General features: G+C 55.5%; 5 protein-coding genes. 2 read left to right on the forward strand and 3 right to left on the reverse strand.

Translation table 11 applies throughout. The features are described 5' to 3' along the window. Positions 1-263, forward strand: a 263-nt coding sequence (locus I6F36_RS38235; protein ID WP_225173230.1) for a hypothetical protein, incomplete at its 5' end; no start/stop codon positions are given. Positions 264-501: 238 nt separating this feature from the next. Here the strand turns inward: I6F36_RS38235 and I6F36_RS38240 are convergent. Then, positions 502-783: a DUF3551 domain-containing protein gene (locus I6F36_RS38240; protein ID WP_128947516.1), complete on the reverse strand. Its 282-nt coding sequence runs from the start codon at positions 781-783 to the stop codon at positions 502-504. 559 nt (positions 784-1,342) lie between these two features. Between I6F36_RS38240 and I6F36_RS38245 the strand changes: the two genes are divergently transcribed. After that, a complete protein-coding gene (locus tag I6F36_RS38245; RefSeq protein ID WP_225131113.1) occupies positions 1,343-2,026 on the forward strand; it encodes a helix-turn-helix domain-containing protein in 684 nt (227 codons plus the stop codon). Positions 2,027-2,257: 231 nt separating this feature from the next. Here I6F36_RS38245 and I6F36_RS38250 read toward each other — a convergent pair whose 3' ends face one another. After that, positions 2,258-2,770, reverse strand: a complete 513-nt coding sequence (locus I6F36_RS38250; RefSeq protein ID WP_225131115.1) for a hypothetical protein — start codon at positions 2,768-2,770, stop codon at positions 2,258-2,260. A gap of 1,281 nt (positions 2,771-4,051) precedes the next feature. Next, positions 4,052-5,133: thioesterase domain-containing protein (locus I6F36_RS38260; RefSeq protein WP_225173231.1), on the reverse strand; the 1,082-nt coding region annotated here is incomplete at its 5' end.

Consider the following 5,133-nt stretch of genomic DNA (forward strand, 5'->3'; position numbering starts at 1 on the left):
CCCCAGCCTCATGCTCCTTCAATACCGCGATAATCTGCTCTTCCGTGAACCTTGCTCGCTTCATCTGTCCGTCCTTCTTCGGGCCGGACTCTAACTCCTTCTGGAGGAAATACGCAGTGGCAGGTCAAGCGGCGAACGCATCGTTTGTTGCTGTGTGGGTGCAAGCTGATCATTTCCTCGCCGCGCAGAAGGTCATTCAAATCGCCACGGCCGTACGGCGGCATCGGACCATCTGCACCAAATACTGCGGCTTCGGCCGCTGACTGGAATATTCCAATCGCATTCGCCGGCATCTGAGATCACTTGCTCTGCCGAAGAGATCGGAGACATCGAATTCGCATGGTCGGACCGGCTATTGCCGTCCAACATGCAAGCACGTTCGGCACTGGACGCAATCAAACGAACGTCCCAACGGATTCAGCGCAGAATAGGCGGGGTCGAGCGAACGGCAACAAGAGCCTGGACGGCCCGCCCGTTCATCCAACGCCGTCCTTGGCTGACCTAACGACGTTCGCTCCAGCCGAATTGCCTTCCCTGTCGCTCGAAGGCGTAGATCGGATTGATACCGCAATAGGCATATGTGCCAGAGGCGGTAGCCATGCACTGGCTATAGGTTGAGAACTGGCAGTTGCCCGGATATCCCCAGGCTCGGCCCTGCAAGCAATAAACGTCTTGGCGGGCCGGTGGGGTGTACGAATGAACCCGTGAAGCGGCGGTCGAGCCTGATCCAAAGCCGACGAGGATAGGAAGTGTTAGCACTCCGATAGCGAGAACGTAGCGCATGAGATCTCTTGCCTCCGTTAATTCGCTGAAGGATAGAGGATCCGAATAAAGCGGTTTGATCTTAATCAATGGCGGATGGTGGGTCCAGTCGGACTATCGTCAGCAAGACCATCACCCGTGGACAGAGACCCGAGCGGGATACTTGAGCAGGACGTTGGATATAAGGGTGGGGAGCAATGAGAGGGTTGGAGCGGATTATTCGACCCGTCCTCGGTCCTGGGCTAACCCGCCGGCATTTCGAAGCAGCCTTCCAGCGACACCGCCCGGCGAAACGCATCTTTTAACCGCGACTTGGCGCCTTCGCGCAGCAGAACACTCGTACAGCAGTCAAATCTAGGATCGTTTCATTCGCTCTGAGGCGTGTTGCCGGGCACCTATCCTCGACGATCGAAGGCCACAATTGCCTCGCCTCGACTGCTGCGCGGGCACTGCGTCACAAGGACACGACTTCTTTTTCATAGATGATTGTTAAATACTGTGCAGGCATCCATAGATTGCACCAAATTTATTCGCGAGGCTCCAATTCCCTTCGCATATTCTGGTTTAGGAGTGTCGGACCATGTTTGTGAGCATCACCACAGACCAAAGATCCCGCATCAATTCGCTCAGTGAGCTCGGCATATCGAGCGGGTCAAATCCGATCGTCAGCTTGAGCGAATTCACTTACAAGAAAGGTAAGACGATCTACATCGAGAGTGACCCAGCCGAGTACGTCTATCAGGTCAGAAAAGGCGCGGTACGGACTTGCAAGTTACTCCCCGATGGACGCCGTCAGATCGGCGCATTTCATTTGCCAGGTGATATTTTTGGACTCGAGAACGGCGTAGCCCACCGATTCACGGCGGAAGCAATCATCCAAACCACTGTTCGCCTGATCAGGCGGCAACATCTTGAGACGGTGGCCGAGACTGACGCGGTTGTCTGGCGCACTTTGCTCAGCCTGACTACGAATAACTTGCAGCACGCCGAAAACCATATGCTGCTGCTTGGACGCAAAACCGCTCTGGAGCGCGTTGCCGCGTTCTTGCACGAAATGGATGAACGGCTCACGGCTGCTGACGTTATCTCGCTGCCAATGTCTCGGCGTGATATCGCGGATTACCTTGGCCTGACCATCGAGACCGTTTCGCGTGCAGTATCGCAATTGCACAGTGATGGCGTCCTCGATTTCATCGGCAATACTCAACGCGAGATCGTGATTCTGGACCGGCAGCGGCTCGCGAGCGTTGACCTGCAAAGCTAAATCGCGGACGGCGTAAGACCCTTCGGTCGAGGCCAGGATCGCTCGCGCAGCAACTACCGGCTTTCAGACATAAATTGGTCCGCATCTCTGAGGCGCACCAGTCAGCTTTCGAGCACTATTTCCTGAACGCTACGATGTGCCTTCGCACGGTGCCGGTAAGCACCGCCGGATCATACAGACAGTTGAGCCAACCGGTCAGCATTTTGGCAACCCGTCCTTTGGAATAGACGCTCAGCCGTTCTCCAGTTCTACATCGCTGATATGGGGCCCACGTGGTGAATGGTCATTGTTCTGCTTCTCTCCGCGCAACTCAGTAGACCGAAAATCCACGCTCACGAAGAATATTCCCGTGTCGTTGGAGAGCCAGACTGTATTTCTGCGGGATCCAAGACATTCGTTCGAGGCGGCGCGCCATTCAAGGAAAAAAATCAGCTGCGCGAAATGGGTCATCGCAGAGTCGGGGCGGCGAACGCATGACGTGGATACGATCAATGCGTAAAACTGAATGCATTCCATTCGAGAAGCGATTCGCTCCGGCCTGTGCTTGAGGGGATCGCCGCGGGGGCGGTGGAGCGCGAGCGAAACCGCGTTGTCCCGTTCGAAGCGATAAAGCTGCTCAAAGCGGCGGGGTTTGGAGCCTTGCGGGTTCCGGTCAAGTTCGGTGGTCTCGGCGCATCGCTTCGTCAGACCTTCGATCTGCTCGTTGCACTTGCGCCTACGGACTCCAAGGCGCAGAGGACACACTTCGACCTGCTCGAGGACTTACGCCTGAACAAGGATGAGGCCACCAAGCGCGGTGGCTCAGAGCCATCGCGAATAGTGCGATAATCGGAGTCGCGATAACAGAGTTGGGCGTCGGCGCCGGCGATCGCTACCAGCCGGCGGTGACGTCGGACCAAGCCGGATTACAGCTCAATGGCAACAAAACATTGCACGACTGGCACCCTGTACGCCGATCACGTGATCGTAGCGGCTGACCAGAGCGGCAAGCGGATCGACGTACCTCTCGATACCGGCCAGCCCCGCGTTAAGCATTCACGATGACTGGGATGGCTTCGGGCATTTTTACCCCCCCCACCCGTTCAACGGTTCGATCCGCTTCTTAAAGTTGCGGATATTGGCGATCGTATCTTTGCTCTCGCTATCGACATTGAAACGGCCGCGAAGATTGTCTAACTGCGCGTCCAAATAAATCGAGAGGACATCCGCGATAGCGATATCGTCTATGTGGAGGATTCTTCGCTTTGGCGTGTGTTTAGAGCTGATGTAATCTCCTAGCTTTTCCTCCGCGGCCGCAATCTCATCTGCAGCGCAGCCTGTGCTGACATCCCGGCCGTTGTCTCTGATGATCCAGATTGCCCGGTGAGTGATTTATGCGCTCTTGTTTCGGCGGGCAGCCTTGAGCTGAAGTCGGGCGCCCTTGCTTCTTCGCGGCATAGCTCTCTCATCCGTCCGATATGAGCCAGCGTTGTAAATTCCTTGCCCGCAATCTTCTCGATAACCAGTCGATTACGGTCGCGCTCACGACGCAAACCCGCGACGGTCATTCCTCCCAAAGGAAATGCGACCTTCACAGCATCGGCAAGGCGAAGTGGAGTATCAGGTGTAATTTCAGGTTGCGTTCGACGCGGCATCGACGCCACAGCGGGGCTGTTAAAAACCGAACTAAGATGTCAGCGCCTTATTGAAAGTAAACCTTTCCTTCCTTCGATCGTAGGATTGGCAGTTTCATCGCAAAATTGACGAGACACAGCATAACTTGAAGGAGGGACTGACCGTCACTCGGCTTCCTGACTCTGCTTGCTGCTGGCAGTTCCGCCGCACTCGATATCGATCGTGCCATTCTGGATGAGTGGAATACGTGGAAGAGTAAGCGGGCGCCTTTATCTGAAGGCCTGGAGTTCTGAGATCAGCTTTCAGCCGATCGACGACGTGTGCGCACAGGTCCAGGGAAAAACCAACGAGCAGCGGCGGATCTCGAGACGAAGCTTCGAACCCTCAGCTTTCGGAGAAAGTTTTCTCGGTCTATTCAACAGTCCCGATCAAGGCTGTTGAAATGGCTCGAGCCAGAACTCGGCGGTTTTCTGGATTGCTCACCATTGTCGCGTGGTTGCCTGGAACCGGTACGGCACGAATAGCCCCAGCATCCACGACCCGGTCCCAGCCCTGGTTTGGCAAGTCGCTACTGGGTCGTTTGTCAAATGGTACCCAACGACTGACGAGAGGCTCACTCGCATAGAACTGATGTATTTCAATCGCGAGCGACGGAACGCGATACGATTGTAGCGCGCGGTGAAATGTCGCGGCCCTTTGATACATTGAAACGTCACTGCGAAGATCGTGATCTGGAGCTAACGCTCCTATTTGCTGCGCCTTTTCAAGCAACTCAGAGATGGAACATGGTTCGGTGTCGCGTTCCAGAACCTCGTGATACTCATCGCGCAAGATTCCACAACGATCCAAAACAAATTCTCGCGCCAAATTCTTCAGTGATCCGTTTGAAGAAGCCGCGGGTAGACTGACATCGATGAACGCCATGAATGACACAACTTCATCAACACTCAGTAACTGCTCGGCAATTGCATAAGCCAGGATTGCACCTGATGAGTATCCAGCAAAACGGTATGGGCCACGGGGCTGGATCTGTTTAATCGCAAGAATCACCTCCACGGCCATCGTCTCAAGAGTCGGTGGACGAACGTCATCCAAAGGGGGCCATGGCAGAGCGTAGACCGAGCAGTCTGCATCCATTTCCGCTGCCAAACCGAGGACATACGAACAATCCCCAAAACCTGTGGGGACAAAGAAGAGAGGTGGCTGCAATCCGGTCGCTCGAACGGGAATCACCGCCGTGTTACTGGGCTGCACCTGCAAACGAATCTTCGATGCAAGCTCCTTTAGAACAGGGGCTCGGAAGAGGTCGGTGGCGCTAAAACTCAGCCCAAGATTTAATGCTTGACTGAGCATCTGCACGGCCAAAAGCGAGTGGCCGCCCAGTTCGAAGAAGTGGTCGTTGCGCCCGATGCGCTCGACACCAAGGAGCTCGGCCCAGATCTGCGCCAGCGCCGTCTCGACCGCACCTTGCGGCGACTGGTAGGCCGCCAGCG

It is taken from the genome of Bradyrhizobium sp. BRP19 (assembly GCF_020194195.1).
Taxonomy (GTDB): Bacteria; Pseudomonadota; Alphaproteobacteria; order Rhizobiales; family Xanthobacteraceae; genus Bradyrhizobium; species Bradyrhizobium yuanmingense.

Excerpts from the sequence above, each read along its gene's own strand:
- I6F36_RS38240 (WP_128947516.1), bottom strand. The coding sequence starts at position 783 with ATGCGCTACGTTCTCGCTATCGGAGTGCTAACACTTCCTATCCTCGTC.
- I6F36_RS38245 (WP_225131113.1), top strand. The coding sequence starts at position 1,343 with ATGTTTGTGAGCATCACCACAGACCAAAGATCCCGCATCAATTCGCTC.